At 67.4% G+C, this 22,189-nt stretch carries 24 protein-coding genes; 17 read left to right on the forward strand and 7 right to left on the reverse strand.

The features are described from left to right. Positions 1 to 189 precede the first annotated feature (189 nt). Positions 190 to 495, reverse strand: coding sequence for a hypothetical protein (locus OA56_RS03730; RefSeq protein ID WP_055424028.1), 306 nt, complete (start codon positions 493 to 495; stop codon positions 190 to 192). Between the two features lie 290 nt (positions 496 to 785). Here OA56_RS03730 and OA56_RS03735 point away from each other — a divergent pair, with 290 nt between their 5' ends. Further along, complete coding sequence (locus tag OA56_RS03735) at positions 786 to 2,975, forward strand: UvrD-helicase domain-containing protein (protein ID WP_461583529.1); 2,190 nt, start codon at positions 786 to 788, stop codon at positions 2,973 to 2,975. Here the strand turns inward: OA56_RS03735 and OA56_RS03740 are convergent. The 4 genes from OA56_RS03740 to flgA all read right to left on the reverse strand — a co-directional run bounded on the left by OA56_RS03740 (position 2,972) and on the right by flgA (position 5,394). Then, complete coding sequence (locus OA56_RS03740) at positions 2,972 to 3,751, reverse strand: ParA family protein (protein WP_055424030.1); 780 nt, start codon at positions 3,749 to 3,751, stop codon at positions 2,972 to 2,974. The two genes, OA56_RS03735 and OA56_RS03740, sit on opposite strands and share 4 nt — an antisense overlap. 75 nt (positions 3,752 to 3,826) lie before the next feature. Then, complete coding sequence (locus OA56_RS03745; protein ID WP_461583532.1) at positions 3,827 to 4,315, reverse strand: flagella synthesis protein FlgN; 489 nt, start codon at positions 4,313 to 4,315, stop codon at positions 3,827 to 3,829. Then, entirely contained in the window at positions 4,312 to 4,626 is a 315-nt protein-coding gene (gene flgM, locus OA56_RS03750; protein ID WP_461583534.1) for a flagellar biosynthesis anti-sigma factor FlgM, read from the reverse strand. The genes OA56_RS03745 and flgM overlap by 4 nt, the downstream gene beginning before the upstream one ends. 72 nt (positions 4,627 to 4,698) lie before the next feature. Beyond that, positions 4,699 to 5,394, reverse strand: a complete 696-nt coding sequence (gene flgA, locus OA56_RS03755; protein ID WP_072247971.1) for a flagellar basal body P-ring formation chaperone FlgA — start codon at positions 5,392 to 5,394, stop codon at positions 4,699 to 4,701. A gap of 171 nt (positions 5,395 to 5,565) precedes the next feature. Between flgA and flgB the strand changes: the two genes are divergently transcribed. The 12 genes from flgB to OA56_RS03815 all read left to right on the forward strand — a co-directional run bounded on the left by flgB (position 5,566) and on the right by OA56_RS03815 (position 16,467). Beyond that, entirely contained in the window at positions 5,566 to 5,967 is a 402-nt protein-coding gene (gene flgB / locus OA56_RS03760; protein WP_055424033.1) for a flagellar basal body rod protein FlgB, read from the forward strand. Positions 5,968 to 5,989: 22 nt separating this feature from the next. Continuing rightward, entirely contained in the window at positions 5,990 to 6,394 is a 405-nt protein-coding gene (gene flgC, locus OA56_RS03765; RefSeq protein ID WP_055424034.1) for a flagellar basal body rod protein FlgC, read from the forward strand. A gap of 58 nt (positions 6,395 to 6,452) precedes the next feature. After that, the gene (locus OA56_RS03770; protein ID WP_461583537.1) at positions 6,453 to 7,133 is read left to right on the forward strand and encodes a flagellar hook assembly protein FlgD; all 681 of its coding nucleotides are present in this window, start codon (positions 6,453 to 6,455) and stop codon (positions 7,131 to 7,133) included. A gap of 14 nt (positions 7,134 to 7,147) precedes the next feature. After that, on the forward strand, positions 7,148 to 8,416 hold the full coding sequence (flgE, locus tag OA56_RS03775; protein ID WP_141056530.1) for a flagellar hook protein FlgE: 1,269 nt from the start codon (positions 7,148 to 7,150) through the stop codon (positions 8,414 to 8,416). A gap of 25 nt (positions 8,417 to 8,441) precedes the next feature. Then, positions 8,442 to 9,185, forward strand: a complete 744-nt coding sequence (gene flgF / locus OA56_RS03780) for a flagellar basal-body rod protein FlgF (RefSeq protein ID WP_461583540.1) — start codon at positions 8,442 to 8,444, stop codon at positions 9,183 to 9,185. Positions 9,186 to 9,332: 147 nt separating this feature from the next. Next, entirely contained in the window at positions 9,333 to 10,115 is a 783-nt protein-coding gene (gene flgG, locus OA56_RS03785) for a flagellar basal-body rod protein FlgG (RefSeq protein WP_141056528.1), read from the forward strand. An 11-nt stretch (positions 10,116 to 10,126) separates the two neighbouring features. Continuing rightward, positions 10,127 to 10,822, forward strand: coding sequence for a flagellar basal body L-ring protein FlgH (locus OA56_RS03790; protein WP_461583542.1), 696 nt, complete (start codon positions 10,127 to 10,129; stop codon positions 10,820 to 10,822). A gap of 10 nt (positions 10,823 to 10,832) precedes the next feature. Then, positions 10,833 to 12,002, forward strand: coding sequence for a flagellar basal body P-ring protein FlgI (locus OA56_RS03795; protein ID WP_461583544.1), 1,170 nt, complete (start codon positions 10,833 to 10,835; stop codon positions 12,000 to 12,002). A 12-nt stretch (positions 12,003 to 12,014) separates the two neighbouring features. Beyond that, entirely contained in the window at positions 12,015 to 13,145 is a 1,131-nt protein-coding gene (gene flgJ, locus OA56_RS03800; RefSeq protein WP_461583546.1) for a flagellar assembly peptidoglycan hydrolase FlgJ, read from the forward strand. A gap of 62 nt (positions 13,146 to 13,207) precedes the next feature. Next, positions 13,208 to 14,881 carry a flagellar hook-associated protein FlgK gene (flgK, locus tag OA56_RS03805; protein ID WP_461583548.1) on the forward strand — a complete coding sequence of 558 codons (1,674 nt, stop codon included), beginning with the start codon at positions 13,208 to 13,210 and terminating at the stop codon, positions 14,879 to 14,881. Positions 14,882 to 14,895: 14 nt separating this feature from the next. Continuing rightward, the gene (gene flgL, locus OA56_RS03810; protein ID WP_461583550.1) at positions 14,896 to 15,906 is read left to right on the forward strand and encodes a flagellar hook-associated protein FlgL; all 1,011 of its coding nucleotides are present in this window, start codon (positions 14,896 to 14,898) and stop codon (positions 15,904 to 15,906) included. Positions 15,907 to 15,915: 9 nt separating this feature from the next. Next, positions 15,916 to 16,467: a hypothetical protein gene (locus tag OA56_RS03815; RefSeq protein WP_141056522.1), complete on the forward strand. Its 552-nt coding sequence runs from the start codon at positions 15,916 to 15,918 to the stop codon at positions 16,465 to 16,467. Between the two features lie 38 nt (positions 16,468 to 16,505). Here OA56_RS03815 and OA56_RS03820 read toward each other — a convergent pair whose 3' ends face one another. Next, positions 16,506 to 17,048, reverse strand: a complete 543-nt coding sequence (locus tag OA56_RS03820) for an NUDIX hydrolase (RefSeq protein ID WP_461583553.1) — start codon at positions 17,046 to 17,048, stop codon at positions 16,506 to 16,508. A 140-nt stretch (positions 17,049 to 17,188) separates the two neighbouring features. On the opposite strand from OA56_RS03820, the gene grxD reads away from it, so the two are divergent. Then, positions 17,189 to 17,512: a Grx4 family monothiol glutaredoxin gene (grxD, locus tag OA56_RS03825; RefSeq protein WP_055424046.1), complete on the forward strand. Its 324-nt coding sequence runs from the start codon at positions 17,189 to 17,191 to the stop codon at positions 17,510 to 17,512. Between the two features lie 8 nt (positions 17,513 to 17,520). Here grxD and argH read toward each other — a convergent pair whose 3' ends face one another. Continuing rightward, positions 17,521 to 18,921, reverse strand: a complete 1,401-nt coding sequence (argH, locus tag OA56_RS03830; protein WP_055424047.1) for an argininosuccinate lyase — start codon at positions 18,919 to 18,921, stop codon at positions 17,521 to 17,523. A 126-nt stretch (positions 18,922 to 19,047) separates the two neighbouring features. Here argH and hemC point away from each other — a divergent pair, with 126 nt between their 5' ends. Genes hemC through OA56_RS03845 form a run of 3 tightly spaced genes read left to right on the forward strand, consistent with a single transcriptional unit; the run spans position 19,048 to position 22,126 of the window. Then, positions 19,048 to 20,007, forward strand: coding sequence for a hydroxymethylbilane synthase (hemC, locus tag OA56_RS03835; protein ID WP_055424048.1), 960 nt, complete (start codon positions 19,048 to 19,050; stop codon positions 20,005 to 20,007). After that, entirely contained in the window at positions 20,004 to 20,786 is a 783-nt protein-coding gene (locus tag OA56_RS03840; protein WP_461583556.1) for a uroporphyrinogen-III synthase, read from the forward strand. The genes hemC and OA56_RS03840 overlap by 4 nt, the downstream gene beginning before the upstream one ends. Beyond that, the gene (locus tag OA56_RS03845) at positions 20,783 to 22,126 is read left to right on the forward strand and encodes a uroporphyrinogen-III C-methyltransferase (RefSeq protein WP_461583558.1); all 1,344 of its coding nucleotides are present in this window, start codon (positions 20,783 to 20,785) and stop codon (positions 22,124 to 22,126) included. The genes OA56_RS03840 and OA56_RS03845 overlap by 4 nt, the downstream gene beginning before the upstream one ends. Positions 22,127 to 22,189: the final 63 nt, after the last annotated feature.

The raw sequence follows: 22,189 nt of genomic DNA on the forward strand, positions 1-22,189 counted from the left end.
CCGCCTCACGCTGCGGCTGTCTTCCGGCGAAGACGTCTTCGCTTTGGCAGAGGAGGCTCCGCTTCCGAGCGAGACGGTGGGGGTGGCGGTGCGTCGGGGGAATTTCCGCGCCTTCGCCGGATAAAAAAACGCCCGCACGGGGCGGGCGTGAACTCCATCGAGATGGAGAGGGAGGGAGACAAGATTCGGTCAGGCGGCGCGGCTGCGCTCGAGTATTTTTTCGCTGGCGCGCAGCAGATCGCTGGCCGCGCGCAGGGGCATGGTCATGAGGCGATGCTGCAAGCGCAGCCAGCTGGTGATCGGGTGCAGGCGCTGCGACTCGGCTTCGGCGAGTCGATGGAATTCGTTCCAGGCGGTTTGCCAGTAGAGAGAGGAGCCGATCCAGCCGGTGGCCAGCGTGGCGCGGCGCACGGCTTCAGCCCACAGCGCCTGGGCGCGCTCTTCGGGCAGGCCATATTGCTTGGCAAACCAGGGCAGGAGTTTGGGTGCTTTCATCGCTCGTTCCTTGCCGCTTCGTGGGCGGCGATTCCGTTTCGCAGCATGTTGTGCCGCAACACACGCTCGCATTATCGTGATCCGGGCGGGAAAATGCAAGTCCGACTTACTTTTTGTTGCACCCGCGCAACGTCTTGCATCCATGGCCGCCCAAATTTCAATCGGGTTTTTTTACGAGACGTCTCGTTCGATGTTGCGGTGCAACAAAAGTTCCCTGCCGCCGTCCTTCGTCGAGGAAGGTTACAATCGGGGCCGGGAGAAAACGCCGGCACGGAGCCGGAGGACGCACGATGCACGAGGTCTTGCAGGGACTCAATCCAGAACAGCGCGCGGCGGTGACCCTGCCGCCGCAGCACGCCCTCATCCTGGCCGGTGCTGGCTCGGGAAAAACCCGGGTGCTCACGAGCCGCATCGCCTGGCTGCTGGAGACGGGCGAGGCGGGGCCGCACGAGATCATGGCGGTGACCTTCACCAACAAAGCGGCGCGCGAGATGGCCTCGCGCCTGGCGGGGCTCTTGCCCGAAGCGCTGCGCCCGGGCTTGCGCCGCATGTGGGTGGGGACCTTCCATGCGCTGGCGAACCGCCTGCTGCGCATCCATCACCAGGCCGCGGGCCTGCCGCAGATGTTCCAGATCCTGGATACGGCCGACCAGCTCTCGGCCATCAAGCGCCTGCTCAAGCGGCTCAACGTCTCCGAGCAGAGCGCTCCGCCACGCGAGCTGCTTTCCTTCATCAACGCGCACAAGGAGCAGGGGCTGCGCCCGGACAAGGTGGCGGCCGAGTCGCGCCGCGCTGAGCGGTTTCTGCCGCTGTGGCAGGAGTACGAGGCGCAGTGCCAGCGCGAGGGGGTGGTGGATTTCGCCGAGTTGCTCCTGCGCAGCGACGAGCTGCTCGCGCGCGACGAGGCGCTGCGGGCGCATTACCGCGCGCGCTTCCGGCACGTGCTGGTCGACGAATTCCAGGACACGAACGCGCTGCAATACCGCTGGCTGCAGCGCTTCGCCGCCGATCCGGTCACGGGCGAAGCCGGGGCCTTCCTCTTTTGCGTGGGCGACGACGACCAGTCTATCTACGGCTTTCGCGGGGCGCTCGCGCGCAACCTGATGCGCTTCGAGCAGGAATTCCGCGTGCAGGCGGTGATCCGCCTGGAGCGCAACTACCGCTCGCACGGCAACATCCTTGCGGCGGCCAACGCCATCATCGCCCACAACCGCGAGCGTCTGGGCAAGAACCTGTGGACCGAGGCGGGCGAGGGCGAGCCGATCCGCGTGTTTCAGGCACCCGACGACGGCGCCGAGGCCCGTTTCGTGGCCGAGGAGATCGGCAATCTGCTGCGCGAGGGCGTCTCGGCGGATGAAATCGCCGTGCTCTACCGGGCGAACGCCCAGTCGCGCGCGCTGGAGCATGCCCTGCTCGCGGCCGGCATTCCCTATCGAGTTCATGGTGGGCAGCGCTTCTTCGACCGCGCCGAAATCAAGCACGCGCTCGCCTACCTGCGGCTGCTCTTGCTGCCCGACGACGAGACGGCCTTCCTGCGGGTGGTGAATTTTCCGCCACGCGGCATCGGGGCGCGCACGCTGGAGGCTCTGGCGGCGCAGCGTGACGGGCAGACCGACATCAGCGCGGCGGCCACGCGCCTCGCCGGCCGGCCGGGTGCGGCCTTGCAAGGATTCCTGCAACTCATCGAACGCCTGCGCGAGCAGACGCGCGAGGTGCCACTGCCGGAACTCGTCGAGCGGGTGATCGCCGGTTCGGGGCTGCGCACGCACTACGCCGCCGAGCGCGACGGGGGCGACCGGCTGGAGAACCTCGACGAACTGGTGAGCGCGGCAAGCGACTTCGTCGCCCAGATGGCGAGCGAGGGGATCGAGGCGCAGGGACACGAGATGCTCGCCCTCTTCCTGCAGCATGCCGCGCTCGAATCCGGCGAACAGCAGGCCGAGGCGGGGCAGACGGCGGTGCAGCTGATGACGGTGCACGCCTCCAAGGGGCTGGAATTCGACGTCGTCTTCCTCACCGGGCTGGAGGAAGGGCTCTTCCCGCACCAGAACAGCCTCTACGCCGACGGCGGGGTGGAAGAAGAGCGGCGCTTGATGTACGTGGCGGTCACCCGCGCGAAGAAGCGACTCTATCTCTCCTGGTCCGACATTCGCATGCTGCACGGGCAGACCGAATACCATCAGCCTTCGCGCTTCCTCGAAGAGATTCCGCCGGAGCTGTTGTTGTGGCTCAACGCCAAGCGACGGGAACGGAAAGGAGGCGATTTGGCGCCCTCGCGCGTGACCGCCGTACCGCAGTCCTCGGGCGGGGCAGGCAACGGCTGGCGCAGCGGCGAGCGCGTGCGCCATCCCAAGTTCGGCGAAGGGGTGATTCTGGCGGTGGAAGGGGCCGGGGCGCACGCGCAGGCGAGCGTGAAGTTTGGCCCCGAAGTAGGCGTCAAGCGGCTGCTGCTGTCGGTGGCGCCGCTCGAGCGGCTCTAGCCGGCGGTGCGCGCCTCAATCGCCTCGAAGAGGGCGGCGAATTCCTGCGCCAGGCGGTGCCCCGGTTCGAGCGCGGCGAGCGGCAGGCTCTTCTGGTGCGATTCCTTCACCTTGACCGAGCTCGACAGATACGGTTCGAGCACCGGCAGCCCCTGGTCGATGAGCGCTTCCACCGCCTGGCGCGGCAAGGTGGCGCGGCTCTGGAACTGGTTGACCACGATGCCTGCCAGTTGCAGCTCCGGGTTGTGGTCGGCGCGGACCTCTTCGAGCGTGTCGAGGAGCTGCAGGAGCGCCCGGCGGGCGAATTCGTCGCAGTCGTAGGGGATGAGGCACCAGCGCGCGGCGATGAGCGCCGAGCGGGTGTAGAAGTTGAGCGCCGGGGGCGTGTCGATATAGATGCGGTCGAACTGCGCCGCGAGCTCGCGCAGGGCCTCGCGCAGCTTGAAGATTTTGTAGCGGGATTCGAGTTTGCCCTGCAGCTCTTCGAGCGCCCCGTGCCCCGCCAGCAGGGCGAGGTTCTCGTGCGCCGTGGGTAGGACGAATTCCTCGGTGCGCCGCGGGTTGAGCTTGAAGTTGAGCGTCTGGTCGAAAAACTCGGCGAGCGTCGGTTCGGCGCTCTCGGCCGCCTCGCCCAGCAGGTAGCGCGTGGTGTTGGCCTGCGGGTCGAGATCGACCACCAAGGTGCGCAGCCCGCGCCGGGCGGCGATGGCGGCAAGATTGACGGTGATGGTGGATTTCCCCACCCCGCCTTTCTGGTTGAAGACGACGGTGATCATGACGCAAGGCTCCGAAGGTCGGCCGACGGCTGCATTGTGGCAGAAAACGTCCTGTTTCTCCAGGCGAGGGGGCGCTCAGGCCGAACCGAGCGGACGGCGGGTGGCGGTGCGCAAGTGGGTGGTGCCGAGCGCGTCGTAGGTGGTGAGGCGCTCTTGGGCGCCGAGGAGCACGTCGAGCGCCTGCTGATTGACTGCCAGCCGCTCGCGGATGAAGGTGCCGTTTTCGAGGTTGGCGCGGCGGCAGCGCTCGGCAAGCGCCCGGATGCGTTCCCACGCCGGAGCGAGCGAAGGCTCCTGCATCCATTCCTGCAGCGCGGCGGCGGCTTCCTCGTCCGTCTTGCCGGTGCTTTTTGCCGCGAGCAGCAGTTTTTGCCGGCTGCAGTTCTGCAGTGTTTCCGCCACGCGGTTCTTCTCTTCGACGGCGGCGGCGATCGCTTCGGCCTCGCCGGCGAGCAGCGCCCGACGCTCTTCCTCGAGCACCGCAAGGAAGCGTTCGAGCGCGCGCTCTTCCTGCGCGAGCAGCTGCGACAGCAAGGCGAGGACGGCGGGCGGCAGGTGCATCATCCCTCACGCGAGAGCAGGTCGCGCATTTCGGAGAGCAGCCCCTCGGCGATGCGCTCGGCGTCGACGCGGAAACGCCCGTCGCGGATCGCCTGCGAGAGTTCCTGCACCCGGGCCGAATCGATCTCCGGCGTGCTTTCCATGGCGCTTTCCCCTTGCGCGAGCAGGTTGGCCAGGCGCGAGACGGCGACCGTTTCGTTGCCGGCGGCTGCCTCGCTCGCCGGGGCGTCGGGCAGCTTCTTGCCGTTCGTGGCAGGCGGGCGCAGGGATTCGGCGCCGCCCGTCGCCGGCGGGGTCGGGGTACCGATTTTCATGGCCAATCCTCATTCGTCCAATGGCATCTTGAATGGGATTACGGCAGGTATGAGCGGAAACTTTAGCATTTTTCAGGGGTTGATGAGGACCGAGCCGTCGGCCTGCGCCTGCCCCGAGACGACGCGGCCGCCTTCGAGCCGCACCCGCACCGTTTCGCCCGGCGCGGCGCGATTGAGCGCCTTGCCGCGATTCTCCACCACGAAGCCCGGCCCAGCGACGCGCACTGCCACCTCCATGCCCGGCGAGACGACGTCGGGCAGCACCAACTGGCTCTGACGCAGGGGTTGGCCAGCTGCCATGCTGCCGCGCAGACGCGCCCCGACCACGCGGGAGGCATCGAGTACCACGTCTTCCGGCAGCGCTGTGAGTTCCCCCTCTTCGCGGCGCAGATCGTCGGGCGAGAGGATCTGCCCCGCGCGCAGCGGCCGCGCGCTTTGGTAATAGGCGCCGAACACCGCCACCCGGGCGGTGAGATAGGCCGTCCAGGCCGTGGGCTCGGTGCAGCGTACGCCCACGGCCACGCGCCCCCACAGCCGCACGTTCTCCGGTACGAAGGCTTCCAGCCTGCGGCAGGAAGGAAGCTGGTTGTAGGGATCGAACGGATCGACCTCGATCTGCACCCGCCCCGGCAGCCCCGCCGTGGCCTGCTGCAGGAAGGCGCGCACGGTCTGTTCCACCGCCAGCGGCTCTTGGCGCGCCTGGGCCATACCAGGGCCCAGGGCGAGCGCGACGGGGAAGAGAAAGAGGAAGAGACGGGCGGCGTTCATGGGCCGCAGTTCTAGCACGGATCGGCAAGCCCGGCAATCCTTGCCGGAGGGAAAGCGCGGATTTGCCGGGAGGAACCCCCGATGTTCCGCCCTTTGCCTTGCGGGGAAGGGACTTATCCTGACAGGCATGGAACGTGCTTATGCCTCGTCGTCCCAAACCGGAGGATGACCATGTTGGAAAAACTCGAACAAGCGCTCGCCTTTCAACGCCAAGCCCTCGAGGTGCAGGCCCGGCGGCAGCAGCTCATCGCCTCGAACATCGCCAATGCCGACACGCCCAATTACAAGGCGCGCGACCTCGACTTTCGCGCCGCGCTCTCCAAGGCCCAGTCGAGCCGCAGCGCGCCGGGGCTCAAGAAAACCGATTCCGAGCACCTCTCGGCCGGCGGAGACGAGCCGCTCGCGGAGTACGAAGGCTACCGCAGCGAAGTGCAGTCGGCCGTGGATGGCAACACCGTCGACATGGACCAGGAGCGCACGGCCTTTGCCGAGACGGCGTTCCACTACGAGGCGAGCCTGAACTTCATCAACCGGCTGCTCAAGGGCATGCGCACCGCCATCACCGGGCAGTGAGTGAATTCGCAGGGAGATCGTCATGGCAATGCTCGACGTGTTCAAGGTCGCCGGCTCGGCGCTCACGGCGCAGTCGGTGCGGCTCAACACCACCGCCTCCAACCTCGCCAACGCCGAGAGCGTGGTCGGCCCCGACGGTCAGCCCTACCGGGGCAAGCAGGTGGTCTTTCGCACCACGCCCATGGGCGAAGGCCCCGCCCAGGGCGTGCGCGTGCAGGAAGTGGTGGAGAGCGCCGCCCCGCCGCGCCTCGTCTACGAGCCCAACAACCCGGCCGCCGACGAGAACGGCTACGTGGCCATGCCCAACGTGAACGTGGTCGAGGAGATGGTCAACATGATCTCCGCCTCGCGCTCCTACCAGAACAACGTGGAAGTCATCAACACGGCACGAAGTTTGCTTCAGAAGACTTTGACGATCGGACAGTGAGGAAGGCGCCGGTAGCGACGCTTTCGCCGATCGGTGATCTATCCAGCGGAGACTTTCCATGAGCACCACCACCAATCCCACCACGACCACCGCCAGTTCCATCCTGGCGCAGTACGGCCCGCGCACGACGAGCAGCTCGAGCGCGACGGCCGGGGCCGTGGAGGACATGCAGAACCGCTTCCTGACGCTCTTGACCACCCAGCTCAAGAACCAGGACCCCCTGAACCCGATGGACAACGCCGAGGTGACCTCGCAGCTGGCGCAGATGAGCACGGTGCAGGGCATCGAGAAGTTGAACCAGCTCGTCTCGGAGCTGGCTGGCACGGCGCAGATGACCGACATGGCTTCGCTCGTGGGGCGCGGAGTGCTGGTGGCTGGCAACCAGATCACGCTCACGAATTCGGGCGGCATCGGGGGGGTCGACCTTCCGGCGGCCGCGAGCGAGGTGAAAGTGACCATCACCGACCAGTCGGGGGTGCTGGTGCGCACGCTCGATCTGGGCGCGCTCGATGCGGGCAGCCACAATTTCGTGTGGGACGGCAAGGCCGACGATGGTCAAACCGCCCAGCCGGGCATCTACAAAATGAAGATCGAGGCGAAAGACGGCAGCGAGCCGGTCACGGCCACTGCGCTGCAGCTCGGCCAGGTCACGGGCATCGTGAAAGGGCCGAAGAGCACCGACCTGCAGGTGGGCGATCTGGGCATCTTCACCCTCGACGAAGTCAAGCAGATCATGTGAGATAGGAGAGGATCATGGCATTCCAACAAGGTTTGAGCGGCCTATCCAGCTCCTCGCAGGCGCTCGACGTCATCAGCCACAACGTGGCCAACGCCAACACCACCGGCTTCAAGGCGAGCCAGACGGTGTTCGCCGACGTCTATTCAGCCACGCTGGGCGCCGACCCGTACAAGCAGGTGGGCAGCGGCTCACGCGTGGCGGCCATCCGGCAGAATTTCAGCCAGGGCAGCATCACCGAGACGGGCAATTCGCTCGACATGGCGATCAACGGCGACGGCTTCTTCATGGTGAAACGCCCGGTGCTGGGCGACAACCAGATGTATTACACCCGCGCCGGGGAATTCCAGCTCGACAAGGACGGCTACGTGACCACGGCCACCGGCTACCAGCTGCTCGGCTATCCCGGAACGGCAGGGGCGGGGGATGCGGTGCCGATCAAGGTGCCGTACGACACCGGCACGCCGCGCGAGACCTCGACAGTGGATATGACGTTCAATCTGGATGCCAACCAGCCAGTCATGACAGGAACGTTCAATCCCAATGACCCAAAAACCTATAACTTTTCCACGACGGTCGTGACCTACGACTCGCTGGGAATCGCCCACAATTTGAACCTGTATTTCGTGCGAACGGCTTCGGGTAATCCATCGACATGGGACGTCTATGGCGCCCTTTCCGGTGATCCAGCTACGGATCCTGCGGCAACCCCTCCGGGAATCCCTGCTAATTTGGGTACTTTGGAATTCGACGCTTCGGGCGCATTGACAAGTGGGTCTCCTTTGGCTTTTAGTGGCATCACCTTGGCCAACGGCGCCACGATCGGAGGGCCTGTGGGGGCGAGCGACGGCACCATCGACATCAACTTCACCGCCACCCAATTCGCCCTCGCATCCTCCGTGAACACCATCAGCCAGGACGGCGTGCCGGCCGGGGAGCTGGCGGGGGTATCGGTCACGAAAGAAGGTCAGATCCAGGCGCGCTACACCAACGGCAACGTGGTCACGGTGGGGACGGTGGCGATTGCTTCGTTCCGCAACCCCAACGGCCTGGTGTCGATGGGGGACAACCTGTGGATCTCCTCGCTCGAATCGGGGCCGGGTGTGGCGGGAACCCCCGGGGCGGGCACGCGCGGTTTCATCTCCGGCGGGTCGGTGGAGGCATCCAACGTGGATCTCACCGCCGAGCTGGTCAACATGATCGTGCAGCAGCGCGCCTATCAGGCGAACGCCCAGTCGATCAAGACGCAGGACCAGATCCTGCAGACCGTCATCAACCTGCGCTGATAGCGGGCGCTGAAGGAGGATTGCGATGGACCGCGTCATTTACACCGCCATGACCGGCGCGAAATACACCCTGGAGCAGCAGGGCGCGGTGGCGAACAATCTCGCCAACGTGGATACCGCCGGTTTCAAGGAGGCGATGCACCGGCTGCGCGCCGTGCCGGTACAGACGCAGGCGCTGCCCTCGCGCGCTTTCACGGTGGATGCCACCGTGGCCACCAATTTCGAGGCCGGCCCGCTCGAGTACACCGGGCGGCCGCTCGATGCGGCGATCGAGGGGCAGGGGTGGTTTGCCGTGCAGACGCCCGACGGCGGCGAAGCCTATACCCGCGCCGGCAATTTCCAGCTGAGCGCGAACGGCATTCTGCAGCTGCCTAGTGGCCAGCCCGTGCTCGGGGAGGACAACCAACCGGTGGCGTTGCCGCCGGATCGGGAATTCACCATCGGCAAGGACGGTACGATCTCGGCGGTGGACCCCACCAACACCCAGGTCACGGAGGTGGTGGGGCGGCTCAAGCTGGTCAACCCGCCGGTGGAGAACCTGCAGCGCGGCGAGGACGGGCTCTTCCGCCTGCAGGAGGGCGGGGCTGCGCCCATGGACGAGACGGTGCAGGTCTCGAGCGGCTATCTGGAGAAGTCGAACGTGTCGCTGGTCGACCAGATGGTGCGCATGATTGCGCTCGCGCGCCAGTTCGAGATGAACACCAAGGCGATCACCACCGCCCAGGAGAACGACGCGCGCGCTTCCAGCATCCTCTCGCCCGCCCGCTGAGGGGAATGGCCGGCGGAAATGAGGCGGCAAAGCGCCGGTTTTCCGGCGACGGGGGAGACGGTGGTGGACGTAAGATGAGTCCATGGAACGCAGCAACCGCGCCGCCCCGATCGACCGAACCGCGGCGGCGCCCACAGGAGAACGACCATGATCCGTTCGCTCTGGATCGCCCGCACGGGGCTCGACGCGCAGCAGACCCAGCTCGACGTCATCTCGAACAACCTCGCCAACGTCTCGACCAACGGCTTCAAGCGCCAGCGCGCCGTGTTCGAGGATCTGCTCTACCAGACCCTGCGCCAGCCCGGCGCGCAGCAGACGCAGCAGAACCAGATCGGCAGCGGCCTGCAGATGGGCACCGGCGTGCGCCCGGTGGCTACCGAGCGCATCTTCACCCAGGGAACGCTGCAGCAGACCGGCAACCCGCTCGACGTGGCCATCCAGGGGCGGGGCTTCTTCCAGATCCAGATGCCCGACGGCACGACGGCCTACAGCCGCGACGGCGCGTTCCAGCTCGACAACCAGGGCAACGTGGTCACCGCCTCGGGCTATCCGCTGGTCGATGCGATCAACATCCCGCCCGATGCGCTCTCCGTCACCATCGGCAAGGACGGGGTGGTGAGCGTGCTGCAGCCGGGCGCGGTAGCGCCGGTGCAGGTGGGGCAGATCCAGCTCGTCACCTTCGTCAATGAGGGCGGCCTGCAGGCGCTGGGGGAAAACCTCTTCGCCGAGACGCAGTCGAGCGGCCCGCCGGCGGTGAACATCCCCGGCAACAATGGCTCCGGGGTATTGAACCAGGGCTATGTGGAAAATTCGAACGTGAACGTGGCCGAGGAGCTGGTGAGCATGATCATCACCCAGCGCGCCTACGAGCTCAATTCCAAGGCCGTGTCCACCTCCGACCAGATGCTCGCCCGTCTGACCCAGCTGTGAGGGGCAGGGCCATGAACGCTCCCTTCGCCGGAAGATTCGCCAGGCGCACCCGCTGGCTGCTCGCCGGGCTTGCCCTCTTGTCCGGCTGCGCCGCCATCGACACCACGCCGCCGGCCATCGTGCATCAGCCGATGACGGCGCGCCCCGTGCCGCAGAGTGCCGCACCGGCAAACGGTGCCATTTTCCAGGCAAGCGCCGTGCGTCCGCTCTTCGAGGATCGCAGGCCGCGCTACGTGGGCGACACGCTCACCATCAACCTCGTCGAGAACACCTCGGCCAAGAAGAATACCGGCGCCAACGCGAGCCGCAATACCAGCTCGGAAGTGGGCATCGATTCGATGACCCGCCTGCCGCTCTCGGGCCTGGCCGGACTCGGCCTGAACGCCAGCGGCGACCAGAGCCTGGAAGCCAAGGGCGGCGCTTCGGCCGACAACACCTTCCGCGGCACGATCACCGTCACCGTCATCGACGTCTATCCCAACGGCAATCTGCTCGTCTCCGGCGAGAAGCAGCTGGCCATCAACCAGGGGCGCGAGTACATCCGCTTTTCCGGCGTGGTCGATCCGGTGACCATCAGCGGCAAGAACACGGTCGATTCCACCTCGGTGGCCGATGCGCGCATCGAATACGTCGGCAGCGGCTACATCGACGAAGCGCAGAAGATGGGCTGGCTGCAGCGCTTCTTCCTCAACTTCCTGCCGTTCTGAGGAAAATGTCATGAACGGAGAGCCTGTGAAGCAATCTGGACACCGCAGGGGCGGTCGCCGCGCCCGCATCGGCCGGGCGCTCCTTGCCGCGCTGCTTGCCTGCACCTGTTTCTTTCCTGCGTTGCCCTCCCAAGCGGCCGAACGTATCAAGGATCTCGCCTCGGTGGGCGGCGTGCGCGACAACCAGCTCGTGGGCTACGGCCTGGTGGTGGGGCTGGACGGTAGCGGCGACCAGACCACGCAAACGCCTTTCACCGTGCAGAGCGTGATCAACATGCTGCGCAGCATGGGGGTGAATCTGCCGCCGACGGGCAACATGCAGCTCAAGAACGTGGCCGCGGTCATGGTCACGGCCGACCTGCCGCCGTTCGCCCGTCCCGGGCAGCGCATCGACGTCACCGTCTCGGCCATGGGTAACGCCAAGAGCCTCAAGGGCGGCACCCTGGTGATGACTCCGCTCAAGGGGGCCGACGGTCAGATCTACGCCATCGCCCAGGGCAACGTGGTCGTCGGTGGGGCGGGGGCGCGCGCCGGCGGGGCGGCGCAGCAGATCAACCACCTCTCCGCCGGCCGCATCCCCGACGGGGCCACGGTGGAGCGCGAGGTGGGCACGAACTTCGCGCAATCCGAAGTGATCCGGCTCGAACTGGAAGAGATGGATTTTGGCACCGCCGCCAAGATCACGCGCGCCATCGAGAACGCGTTCGGTTTCGGCACGGCCCAGGCGATCGACGGGCGGACCATCGCCGTGCGCGCCCCGGCCGACCCTTCCGATCGCGTGGCCTTTCTCGCCCGCCTGCAGAACCTCACCGTGGAGCCGGACGTGCAGCGCGCCAAGGTGGTGGTCAATTCGCGTACCGGCTCGGTGGTGATGAACCAGGCCGTGACGCTGCAGCACGTGGCGGTGGCCCACGGCAGCCTCAAGGTGACCGTGGGAGAAAACCTCGCCGTCAGCCAACCGAACACCCCCTTTGCCGGCGGCGCCACCGTGGCCGCGCGGCAGGGGCAGGTGCAGATCGAGCAGCCGGTGGCGGTGATCCAGGACGTCAAGGGCGGCGCCAACCTCTCCGACGTGGTCAAGGCGCTCAACGCGCTCGGTGCCACGCCCATGGATCTCATCAGCATCCTGCAGGCGCTCAAGTCTTCGGGCGCCCTGCGCGCCGATCTGGAAGTGATCTGAGGGAGCGCGCCGATGAGTGTCCCGAGCGTCCCCGCCTTCGATCCGCGCTCGCTGCGCTCGCTGCAGAATCTTGCCAAGCAGGGTGACTCGCCCGAGGCGCTGCGCGCCGCCGCCAAGCAGTTCGAGGCGGTGATGCTGCAGCAGATGCTCAAGGCCATGCGCGCCACCGTGCCGCGCAACGACTTCACTTCGAGCGATGCCGAGCGCATGTTCCAGGAGATGAGCGACCAGCAGCTCGCGCAGAACCTCGCTGCCGGCCATGGCCTCGGCCTGGGCGAGCTGCTCGCGCGCCAGCTGCAGCAGCGCCTGGGAAAGACCACCGAGGCCGCCGCGACGGACACTTCGCCCGCGGCGGCAGGCGCAGTCGCGTCGGGGAGCGAATCGGCTGGCGCCGGGGCCGCGGCGGGCATCTCGCTTGCCGGGGTGCTGCGTCGGCCGGCAAACTTTGCCGCTGCCCGGCAAATGGCGGCCGAGGCCGGAGCGCCGGTCGAAGAAAAGGGCTTTTTCGCCGCCCTGGGCGGAGCCGACGACACGGCCGAGCCGCTCGTGCCGCTCGAAGAAGACGAGGCAAAGCCGCTCTTGGCGCCAGAGGGAGCGGGGGCAGGGCTTCTTCCTGCGCTGTCCTCGGCCGCCAGCGAAGTGCGCCGCGCTCAGGACGGCGCCGACGTGCCGGAGAAGATCCGCCGCTTCGTGCAGGATACCCTGCCGCAGGCCAAGCGTGCCGCGGCGCAGCTGGGCGTGCCGCCGGAATTCCTCGTCGCCCAGGCAGCGCTCGAGAGCGGCTGGGGAGAGGCCGTCATCACCCGCCCCGACGGGCGCTCCAGCCACAACCTCTTCAACATCAAGGCAGGCAGCAGCTGGAGCGGCCCCACCGTCACCCTGCCGGTGACCGAATACGACGGCGGCCGCGCCGTGACCGAGAACGCCCGATTCCGCGTCTATCCTTCCTACGCCGCCGCCTTCGACGACTACGTGCGCCTCATCCGCGACAACGAGCGCTACGCCGGCGTGCCGGGCAGCCGTACCCCGCGCGAATTCGCCTTGGCGCTCGTGCGCGGCGGCTACGCCACCGACCCGCGCTACGCCGACAAGATCGTCTCCATCCTGCAGGACCGGCGCTTCCGGGCGGCGCTCCCGGGGTGACGGTGCATCATGGCATGAATTTTGCTACTTGATTGGCGACACCCCTACGCCGGGAGAGCATCATGGCCGATTTCCTCAACATCGGTTTGACCGGGCTGATGGCCTCGCAGGCCAAGCTCAACGTCGCCAGCCACAACATCGCCAATGCCGACACCCCCGGCTACAGCCGCCAGAGCGCGGTGCAGACCACCCAGCCTTCCCAGTACATGGGCTATGGCTACGTGGGCCAGGGCGCGCGGGTGGTGGACGTGGAGCGCGCCTACGACCAGTTCCTGCACAAGCAGCTGCTGCAGTCGCAGAGCCAGGCGAGCTACTACCAGAACTACAGCGATCTCGTCGCGCCCATCGACAACCTCATTGCCGACCCCGACGCGGGCCTCTCTTCGGCCATGTCGCAGTTCTTCGATGCGGTACAGGAAGTGGCGAACAACCCCTCCAATATTGCCGCGCGCCAGACGATGCTGTCGCAGAGCGAGGTGCTGGTCAACCGCTTCCAGCTTCTTTCCGGCCAGCTCGATGAGATCGACGCCAGCGTGGAGCAGAACATCGCCCTCGCCGCCCAGGACATCACCCAGTACGGCCAGCAGATCGCCCGGCTCAACCAGGAGATCTCGCGCGCGCTCGGCGTGGGCAACGGCGCTTCGCCCAACGACCTGCTCGACCAGCGCGACCAGGCGCTCGCCGAACTCGCCAAGCGCGTGAACGTCCAGGCGGTGGTCGACGACAAAGGGATGATGACCGTCTTCATCGGCAACGGCCAGGCCCTGGTGCAAGGCACGCAGAGCGCCACCATCGCCACCCGGCCCGACCCCGCCCAGCCCTCGCGCACCCAGGTCACTTACCAGATCGGCAACGGGGCGGCCTTGGCGCTGCCCGAATCGCAGTTGAACGGTGGCGAACTGGGCGCGCTGCTCGCCTTCCGGCGCGAGGCGCTCGAACCGGTGCAGGACCAGCTCGGTTTCCTCGCCACGGCGCTCGCGGCGAAATTCAACCAAGTGCACGCGTCGGGCTATGGGCTGGACGGCAGCACCGGGAAGCCCTACTTCTCCGGCATCGATCTTGCCCAGCCGGTGGTGAGCGCCGGTTCGCAAGGCAGTACCGTCTCCGTTTCGTTCGCCACGAACGTCAAGCTTTCCGCCCTGCGCCCCGACACCTACACGATCAGCAACGACAATGGCACGCTCAGCGTGACGCGGCAAAGCGATGGCGCGCGCTTCAATGATTTGACCCAACCGATCGACGGCCTCGACTTCTCCGGCGTGACCCTGCAAACCGGTGAGACCGCCGTCATCGCGCCCTACCGCGACGCCGCCTCCAGTATCGGCGTGGCGATCACCGATCCCCGGCAGATCGCCGCGGCGCAAGACGACCCGACCGGCGTGGTGGCTCTGGGCAGCGGCCCGGCCGACAACCGCAACGCGCTCACGCTCGCCGCGATCCAGACGGAGAAATTCCTCTACGACGATGGCGCCGGGCAGGCCACGGCCACGCTGCAGACGGCCTACGCCCGCACCGTGTCATCGCTCGGAGCCAAGGCGAGCGAAGTGAAGAACGGAGCTTCTTCCTCGCAGGCGCTCTACGAGCAGATCCAGGCGCAGCGTGACAGCCACGCCGGCGTCAACCTCGACGAAGAGGCCGCCAACCTGGTACGCTACCAGCAAGCCTATCTCGCGGCGAGCAAGGTCATGCAGATGGCCCAGAAACTCTTCGACTCCGTGCTCGCCATCGCCGGCTGACCGGGAGAACGATCATGCGCATCTCCACGTCCCAAATCTTCGACCGCAACATCGTGGCCCTGCAGAACAACCAGGCGCAGCTGACGCAGACGCAGCTTCAGGTCGCCAGTGGCAAGAAGATGCTCAAGCCCTCGGATGACCCGGTGCGCGCCGCGCGCAGCCTCGAACTGCAGCAATCCCAGAGCGTGAACCAGCAGTTCCTCGCCAACATCGGCTACGCCAAGGACCAGCTCGCGCTCACCGACACGCGCCTCTCCACGATGACCGACACGCTGCAGTACATGCGGCAGCAGTTCATCAAGGCCGGCAACGGCGGGCTCTCCGCCCAGGACAAGGCGGCGATCGCTTCCGACCTGCGCAGCCAGCTCGACAACCTCGTCGCACTCGCCAATAGTAAAGACGGGCAGGGGGAATACCTCTTCTCCGGCTACAAGAACGACACCGCGCCGATCGCTTTCGGCGACCACGACGGCGATGCGACTACGCCCGATGTCTATTACTACCAGGGCGACGCCGGCACCCGGCAGATGCAGGTCGGCCCCGAGCGGCGGATGGACATCGGCATTCCCGGCTCGGCGGCCGGGGGAGGGGGGCTCTTCGAGGCGGATCAGAGCGCTTATGTTCCGGCTGATCCAACCCTTGGAACGCCGGCGACCTATCCCTCCGCCGAGTTCTTCAACCGACTCAAAACGGCGATCGACGCCATCGATCCGGCCACTGCCGCAACGGTCACCTTGCCGCCGGGCTATACCGATCCCACAGGGTACGGTCTCGACACCGCCGATGCCTTCATGGAGCGCGTCGCCCTCTATCAATCCAAGGTCGGCTCCCAGCGCGCCGAGCTCGACTCGCTCGACTTCGCCGGTCAGGCAATCGACGAACAGTATGCCACCGCCCGTTCGCGCATCGAGGATCTGGACTACAACGAAGCCTTGAGCCGACTCGCCCAGCAGCAGCTCGTTCTGCAGGCGGCGCAGCAGTCCTTTGCGCGCGTGGCCAACCTTTCCCTCTTTGAATATCTCTGAGGCTGCTCCATGCGCGCTCTGTGCTTTCTTACGCTCGCGGGGTTTGCCGCGCTCATGGGCGGATGTGCAGAAGCGCCCTGGAACGACCCTGAACGCCTGGTCGCGCCGGCGGCGGGCGCCGCGGGATCGGCGCTGGTGCTCTCGTCCTCGTCGATGAACGTCAATGGTTCGAGCTCGAGCAGTGCCGCTGGGGGAGCCAATTCCGTCACTCCTACCCCCGTGTCGCACGCCGCGCTGCTGCGCCAGCTCGGCGGCGCGGCGCTCATCGCCTATGCGCTCTACGACCCGTTCGATCCCAACTGGCGCATCGAGGTGGAGGAATCTCCCGCCAACGCGACCGCCCGCATCCGCATGAACATGCGCACCCTCACCACGGGCGGCCAGGGCGAGGCCTATACCGTGTTCCGTCGCGCCGCCAAGGAGATCGCCTTGCGCCGCGGCGCCCAAGGCTTCGAGATCCTCGAATATGAAGAGGGGGTGCACTCCACCCGGCCGCTCGCGCAGCGCTACGCGGTGGGCGACGTGCGGCTCGTGGGGCTACCCCCGGCGGAGGGGCGCTGAGGCGCTCGCACCGCGCACGGCGGTTTCTTCCCCGGCGCTCAGGCGGAGGAACGGGCGGGACGCCGCCCCAGCGTCTTCACCAGCACGCCGTGCCGGGGATGACGCAGGTGATGGGCGAGCGCGGCGCGCACCGTCTCGAAAGCGAGTTCGTCCCAGGGGATGTGGCGCAGAGGGAAAAGCCGCGTCTCCAGACTTTCTTCCCCGGGCGCCACGTTCAGGTCGAGCAAGTCCGCCCGATAGAAGAGGTGGACCTGCTGGATGACCGGAACGTCGATGAGCGCCTGCAGCGTGCCGATCTCGACGAGCGCGCCGGCTTCTTCCCAAGTCTCACGCATCGCCGCTTCCACCGTGGATTCGCCGTTTTCCATGAAGCCGGCCGGCAGCGTCCACCATCCCAGGCGGGGCTCGATCGCGCGGCGGCACAGCAGGACCTGGTTCTTCCAGCGCGGAATGGCCCCGACCACGAGCTTCGGGTTTTGATAGTGGATCTCGCCGCAATGGGAACACACGTGCCGAGGCCGGTTGTCGCCGGGCGGGACGAGGACCTGCAGCGGATGACCGCAGACGGTACAGTAGTTCATCGCTCGCTCACGAGCGCCTCGATGGCGATGGATATTTGCCGATTGTACCTTCCTTGTCCCGGTGCATGATTCCCACCTTGACGTTGCCCGCCCCGGCTCGCTAAGATGGGTTCCCCCAACTTCGCAATACAAGGATCTCCATGGACATCCAAGAAAAAATCCGCCAGCAGATCGACGCCGATCCGGTGGTGCTCTACATGAAAGGCACGCCCGATTTTCCCTTGTGCGGCTTCTCCGCAGCCGTGGTGCAGGTGCTGCGCCGCTGCGGCCTGAAAGACTTCGCCGCCTACAACGTGCTCGAAGACGAAGCGCTGCGCCAGGGAATCAAGGAATACGCCAACTGGCCGACGATTCCCCAGCTCTACGTCAAGGGGGAATTCATCGGCGGGGCGGACATCGTGCGCGAGATGTACGAGTCGGGCGAGCTGCAGGAACTGCTGAGGGAAGCCGGCGTGCTCGCCTGACCCTTCGTTCAGGCGCGCTTTAGCCGCGCCCGGGCCTGCGCGATCGCTTCGCGCACCGCCTCGGGCGCGGTGCCGCCGATGTGCCGCCGCTGCGCGAGCGACCCCTCGATCGTCAACACTTGATACACGTCCTCTTCGATCAGGGGGCTGAAACCGCGCAGCACTTCGAGCGGCAGTTCGGCCAGATCCACGCCGCGCGCCTCGGCCTCGCGCACGGCGCGCGCCACCGCTTCGTGCGCGTCGCGAAAGGGCACCCCTTTCTTCACCAGATAGTCGGCCAGATCGGTGGCCGTGGCGAATCCCTGGCGCAGCGCTTCGCGCATCGCCTCGGGGTGCACGCGGATGCCGCCCACCATCTCGGCATAGATGATGAGCGTGTCGAGCACGGTATCGACGGCGTCGAACAAGGGTTCCTTGTCTTCCTGGTTGTCCTTGTTGTAGGCGAGCGGCTGCGCCTTCATGAGGGTGAGGAGCCCCATGAGGTGCCCATAGACGCGCCCCGTCTTTCCGCGCACGAGTTCCGGCACGTCCGGGTTCTTCTTCTGCGGCATGATGGAAGAGCCGGTGCAGAAGCGGTCGGCCAGGGTGATGAAGCCAAAGCGCGGCGTCATCCACAGGATGAGCTCCTCGGAGAAACGCGACAGGTGCATCATCACGAGGGAGGCCGCCGAGAGGAATTCGATGGCGAAGTCGCGGTCGCTCACCGCGTCGAGCGAATTGCGGCACACGTCCTCGAAGCCGAGCTCGCGGGCGACGAACTCGCGGTCGATGGGAAAAGTGGTGCCGGCGAGGGCCGCCGCTCCCAGCGGCAGGCGGTTGACGCGCCGGCGGGCGTCGCGCAGCCGCTCGCGGTCGCGCTCGAGCATCTCCACATAGGCCATGAGGTGGTGGCCAAAGGTCACTGGCTGCGCCACCTGCAGATGGGTGAATCCGGGCATGGGCGTGGCCGCGTGGGTCTCGGCCAGGTCGAGGAGCGCGCCTTGCAGCGATTCGATCGCTTCCACGATGGCGTCGATCTGGTCGCGCAGCCACAGGCGCAGGTCGGTGGCGACCTGGTCGTTGCGGCTGCGCCCGGTGTGCAGGCGCTTGCCCGCATCGCCCACCAGGGCGGTGAGGCGCTTTTCGATATTGAGGTGCACGTCCTCGTCGTCCAGCGACCAGGGAAAATCCCCGCGCGCGATCTCTTCGCGGATCTGGGCCATGCCGCGCTCGATGTCGGCCAGGTCCTGGGCGCTCAGGATGCCTTGACGCGCAAGCATTTTCGCGTGGGCGAGCGAGCCGCGGATGTCGTGCTCGGCAAGCCGCCGGTCGAAGGGAATCGAAGCGGTGTAGCGCTTGACGCGCTCGGAGACGGGTTCGGCGAAGCGTCCCGACCAGGTCTTGGCGGGCGTATGGGGCGTGTCGGTCATGGTAAGGAGGAAGGGCTTGGCAACGAAAGGGGGAATTATAAGGCCGCGGGGCGCCATGCCGGCGATGATAGAATCGCCGCATCCGTTCGCCGCCGGCGCTCGTGCCCGTGCCGTCAGGGAGAAAGCATGACAGAAGAAAACCCGGCCTTTCCGCCTCCATCGCGCCTCGTCATCGCCACCCGCGAGAGCCGCCTCGCCCTGTGGCAGGCGCAGTTCGTCAAGGACCGGCTCGAGGCGCTCTATCCCGCTTGCCGCGTCGAACTCCTGGGGATGACCACGCGCGGCGACCGCATCCTCGACCGTCCCTTGGCGAAGGTGGGCGGCAAGGGGCTCTTCGTCAAGGAGCTGGAGGCGGCGCTGCTCGCGGGGGAAGCCGATCTGGCGGTGCACTCGATGAAAGACGTGCCGATGGTGCTCGACGAGGCGTTCGCGCTCGCCGCCACGCTCGCGCGCGAGGAGCCGGCCGACGCCTTCGTCTCGAACCGCTACGCGAGCCTCGACGATCTGCCGCCGGGGGCGGTGGTGGGCACTTCCTCGCTGCGGCGCCAGGCGCAACTCATCGCGCAGTATCCCTATCTGGCGGTGAGCCCCCTGCGCGGCAATCTCGACACGCGCCTGCGCAAGCTCGACGAGGGGCAGTTCGACGCCATCATCCTCGCCGCGGCCGGCTTGCGCCGCCTGGGGCTGGGTGAGCGCATCCAGTCGGTGCTGCCGGTCGAGGTCAGCCTGCCGGCGGCGGGGCAGGGGGCACTGGGCATCGAGTGCCTGGCCGAACGCGCGGACGTGCGCTCCTGGCTCGCACCGCTCGCCGATCCCGCTACCACCGCCTGCGTGGCCGCCGAGCGGGCCTTCGCGCGCGTGCTGGGCGGCAGCTGCGAAGTGCCGATCGCCGCCTATGCCGTGCTCGAGGGAGGGGAACTTTGGCTGCGCGGCCGGGTGGCCGAGCCCGACGGCAGCCGTATCTACGGCGGCGAGATCCGCGGCTCGCTCGCAGAGGCGGGCCGTTTGGGCGAAACCTTGGCGCAGCGCCTGCTCGACGAAGGGGCGGCGGCGCTCGTCGCGGCGCTCTCGGGCGGCGCGGCATGAACGGTTCGCCGCCCGCCGTCTGGGTGACCCGGCCGCGCGAACAGGCCCTGCGGCTCGAGGCGCTGCTGCGTGAGCACGGGTTCGAGCCGGTGGCGGCGCCGCTGCTCGCGATCGAACCGATCGAAGATGAAACGAAAGAGGCGCAGGTCGCTGCCGCGCTGGATGACTACGCCTGGGTCTTCTTCGTCAGCCGCAGCGCCGCCGAACTGGCCGTGCCGCGCCTGCGCCGTTACCGCGCCTGGCCGCCGGGTCCGCCGGTGATGACGGTGGGCGAGGGCAGCGCCGCCTCCTTGCGCGATCTGGGATTCGCAGAGGTCGTCTTTCCCCGGCAGGGGGCGGATTCAGAAGCGGTGCTCGCGCTGCCAGAATGTGCGCGTGCCGCCGTCTCCGGGCGACGGGTGCTGATCGTCAAAGGGGAGGGCGGGCGGGCGCTGCTCGCCCAGACGCTGACCGAGCGCGGCGCCTCGGTCGATACCTGGATATGTTATCGTCGCATCCGGCCGCAGTGGTCCGACGAGGTGCTCGCGCCGCTGCGCGAGCGGCGGCTCGCGGCGATGCTCCTCACGAGCAGCGAAGGGGCCGGGAACCTGCCGGAGCTGGTGCCGGCTGCCGATTGGCCGCGGCTTGCCGAAATCCCTGCCGTCGCGGCGCATCCGCGCATCGCTGCCGCGGCGCTCGCCCTGGGGCTGAAGCGGGTCGTCACCGCGCCGGCCCCGGGCGATGCCGGACTCGTCGCCGCCCTGGAATCCTTGCCCGTTTTGCAGGAGAAGTGTCGATGAACGAACCCAGAGCGCAAGAAGAAGCCAAACCTTCGGGGCAAGATCATCCCCTTGCGGCCGAAACGCCCGCTGCGGCTGTGGGCGGCGCGACTGCCGGGGCTGGAGCCCCTTCCGTCTCCCCACCTGTGGGCGATGCCGCAGCCGCCCAGGCCCAAGGCGGCGCTTCGGCGGATTCGCCGCCAGAGGGGGCGGCCAGTGCAACGCGCGGCGCGCAGGGGGCTTCGACGGCAAGCGCGACTCCGGCGCCGGGGCGCTCCGGCGTCTGGGCGCTCATCGCCGGGATCGCGGCGCTGCTGCTCGCCCTGGGGGCCTATGGCTATACGCGTCACGTCGCACAGCAGGAGTCGGAACGGCGCCAGATGCTCGAAGAACGGCTCGGCCGGCTCGAACAGGGAGCGCGCCGCAGCGAGGAATCCTTTCAGCAGCTTCAAGGAGCTTTTACCATCCTGTCGCAGCGCCTGGACACGGTGCAGCACACGCTCGGGCAGGTTCAGGGGCAGGTGGATGAGTTGCGCGAGATCGGCCGTCTGGTGGAACGTTTGACCCAGGCGCTGGCGCAGCAGGATGAACGGCGCCTGCTGCTGGAAGCGCGCGATGCGCTCATCTACGCCCAGCGGCGCATCGACTGGGCGAACGATCCAGCCACGGCGCTCGCCGTGCTCGGCGAGCTCGACGCGCGCCTGGCCAAGGAAAGCCGAGGACTCTTCCTTCCCCTGCGTCAGGCGCTCGCCCGTGACCTGGAGCGGCTGCGTGCCGCCCCGCGCGTCGATCTCGACGGGATCCTCGCCCGGCTCGACGCGCTGGAATCCCGCCTGCCGCAGCTCACGCTCGCCTTCGCCGCTCCCATGCCGGAGACGGCGGCGGTGGCCGCGCCACGGCTCGCCGCCGAGGCTGCGCCGCAGGACGCTTCGGCGCCGGCGGAATCGCCCTGGTATCGCCGCGCCTGGCAGGCGCTGCTGCGCGGCACGGACGAGGTGCTCGCGTCCGCGGCAGGCCTCGTGCGCCTGGAGCGGCTCGATGCCGTCGCGCCGGAGCTGCTCTCGCCGCAGCAGCGGCTGGTGCTCGAAGAGAACCTGCGGCTGTGGCTTGCCAGCGCCCGGCTCGCGGCGCAGGGTGGAGACGAAGCGCGCTACCGCGCCGCGCTCGGCAAAGTGCGCGAAACGCTGGTTCGATTCTATGTGAGCGACGACCCTGCCGTGGCGTCTACGCTCGCCGCCCTCGACGAGCTCGCGGCCCAGCCGCTCGCGGCGCATCGCGTGGCGCTCACCGATTCCTTCGCCGCGCTCGCCCAGATTGAGGCGCGCCTGCAGGCCGAGGCGGCTGCCGCCTCCGCGCCCTGAGGAGCCAACTCTCGTATTACAAAAAATGCAAATTAGTCCATAATGGGGTTCATGGAAAACACC

The sequence above is a fragment of the Tepidiphilus sp. HLB4 genome (genome assembly GCF_054823945.1).

Bases quoted from the DNA above. Each gene is read 5' to 3' on its own strand.
- OA56_RS03795 (WP_461583544.1), top strand. From the start codon at position 10,833: ATGAACGGAGAGCCTGTGAAGCAATCTGGACACCGCAGGGGCGGTCGC.
- OA56_RS03820 (WP_461583553.1), bottom strand. From the start codon at position 17,048: ATGAACTACTGTACCGTCTGCGGTCATCCGCTGCAGGTCCTCGTCCCG.
- OA56_RS03735 (WP_461583529.1), top strand. From the start codon at position 786: ATGCACGAGGTCTTGCAGGGACTCAATCCAGAACAGCGCGCGGCGGTG.
- flgB (WP_055424033.1), top strand. From the start codon at position 5,566: ATGTTGGAAAAACTCGAACAAGCGCTCGCCTTTCAACGCCAAGCCCTC.
- flgK (WP_461583548.1), top strand. From the start codon at position 13,208: ATGGCCGATTTCCTCAACATCGGTTTGACCGGGCTGATGGCCTCGCAG.
- OA56_RS03815 (WP_141056522.1), top strand. From the start codon at position 15,916: ATGCGCGCTCTGTGCTTTCTTACGCTCGCGGGGTTTGCCGCGCTCATG.
- grxD (WP_055424046.1), top strand. From the start codon at position 17,189: ATGGACATCCAAGAAAAAATCCGCCAGCAGATCGACGCCGATCCGGTG.
- flgE (WP_141056530.1), top strand. From the start codon at position 7,148: ATGGCATTCCAACAAGGTTTGAGCGGCCTATCCAGCTCCTCGCAGGCG.
- flgL (WP_461583550.1), top strand. From the start codon at position 14,896: ATGCGCATCTCCACGTCCCAAATCTTCGACCGCAACATCGTGGCCCTG.
- hemC (WP_055424048.1), top strand. From the start codon at position 19,048: ATGACAGAAGAAAACCCGGCCTTTCCGCCTCCATCGCGCCTCGTCATC.
- OA56_RS03840 (WP_461583556.1), top strand. From the start codon at position 20,004: ATGAACGGTTCGCCGCCCGCCGTCTGGGTGACCCGGCCGCGCGAACAG.
- flgM (WP_461583534.1), bottom strand. From the start codon at position 4,626: ATGAAAATCGGTACCCCGACCCCGCCGGCGACGGGCGGCGCCGAATCC.
- OA56_RS03730 (WP_055424028.1), bottom strand. From the start codon at position 495: ATGAAAGCACCCAAACTCCTGCCCTGGTTTGCCAAGCAATATGGCCTG.
- flgJ (WP_461583546.1), top strand. From the start codon at position 12,015: ATGAGTGTCCCGAGCGTCCCCGCCTTCGATCCGCGCTCGCTGCGCTCG.
- OA56_RS03740 (WP_055424030.1), bottom strand. From the start codon at position 3,751: ATGATCACCGTCGTCTTCAACCAGAAAGGCGGGGTGGGGAAATCCACC.
- flgG (WP_141056528.1), top strand. From the start codon at position 9,333: ATGATCCGTTCGCTCTGGATCGCCCGCACGGGGCTCGACGCGCAGCAG.
- argH (WP_055424047.1), bottom strand. From the start codon at position 18,921: ATGACCGACACGCCCCATACGCCCGCCAAGACCTGGTCGGGACGCTTC.
- OA56_RS03845 (WP_461583558.1), top strand. From the start codon at position 20,783: ATGAACGAACCCAGAGCGCAAGAAGAAGCCAAACCTTCGGGGCAAGAT.
- OA56_RS03790 (WP_461583542.1), top strand. From the start codon at position 10,127: ATGAACGCTCCCTTCGCCGGAAGATTCGCCAGGCGCACCCGCTGGCTG.
- OA56_RS03745 (WP_461583532.1), bottom strand. From the start codon at position 4,315: ATGATGCACCTGCCGCCCGCCGTCCTCGCCTTGCTGTCGCAGCTGCTC.
- flgC (WP_055424034.1), top strand. From the start codon at position 5,990: ATGGCAATGCTCGACGTGTTCAAGGTCGCCGGCTCGGCGCTCACGGCG.
- flgA (WP_072247971.1), bottom strand. From the start codon at position 5,394: ATGAACGCCGCCCGTCTCTTCCTCTTTCTCTTCCCCGTCGCGCTCGCC.
- flgF (WP_461583540.1), top strand. From the start codon at position 8,442: ATGGACCGCGTCATTTACACCGCCATGACCGGCGCGAAATACACCCTG.
- OA56_RS03770 (WP_461583537.1), top strand. From the start codon at position 6,453: ATGAGCACCACCACCAATCCCACCACGACCACCGCCAGTTCCATCCTG.